1 protein-coding gene and 1 pseudogene are annotated in these 683 nt (G+C 33.4%); both read left to right on the top strand.

Translation table 11 applies throughout. The features are described 5' to 3' along the window. Positions 1-140: pseudogene (locus HMPREF1252_RS09775) on the top strand (HAMP domain-containing histidine kinase); the annotation flags it as partial. A 52-nt stretch (positions 141-192) separates the two neighbouring features. Beyond that, the coding region (locus HMPREF1252_RS08455; protein ID WP_036747190.1) for an ABC transporter ATP-binding protein at positions 193-683 on the top strand (491 nt) is incomplete at its 3' end.

Raw genomic sequence — 683 nt, 5'->3', positions numbered from 1 at the left:
ATAAAACTCCTGATTCAAATGGCTTTGGAATTGGTCTTGCTATGGCAAAGACAATTATCGAAAAAAATAATGGAGAAATTTCTGTTTCAAATACTGATATTGGAGCAAGATTTGAAATAAAATTTTACAATGTCACCTAAAAATCACTTTACTTTTATATGCTTACCTTGACATAAGAAAAAGGAGGCAAGTATGGAAATATTAAAAGTAGAAAATTTAAGAAAAGAATATGGAGAGGGAAACTCTAAAGTTGTTGCCTTAGATGGAGTTGACCTTGAAATTGAAAGAGGAGAATTTGTCGCCATTGTTGGACCAAGCGGATCTGGTAAATCAACCCTCCTACATATTATAGGTGGAGTCGATAGTCCAGATGATGGAAAGGTTTATATAGATGGTAACGACATCTCAAAGTATTCTTCAAAGGAGCTAGCTTATTTCCGAAGAAGGAAAGTCGGACTAATTTATCAGTTTTATAATTTAATTCCCAACTTAACGGTTCGTCACAATATAGAACTTCCATTAAAACTTGATAAAAGAAAAATAAATCAAGATGAGTTTTCAGATATAGTAAAAAAACTGGGTATAGAAAGTAAACTCGATTCTTTCCCAAGTGAGCTTTCAGGAGGTCAGCAGCAAAGAGTTGCCATAGCGAGAAGTCTTATCTACAATCCATCTATCATATT

The sequence above is a fragment of the Peptoniphilus sp. BV3AC2 genome (genome assembly GCF_000478945.1).
Lineage (GTDB): Bacteria > Bacillota > Clostridia > Tissierellales > Peptoniphilaceae > Peptoniphilus_B > Peptoniphilus_B duerdenii.
This window is presented reverse-complemented; position numbering and strand designations above follow the sequence as displayed.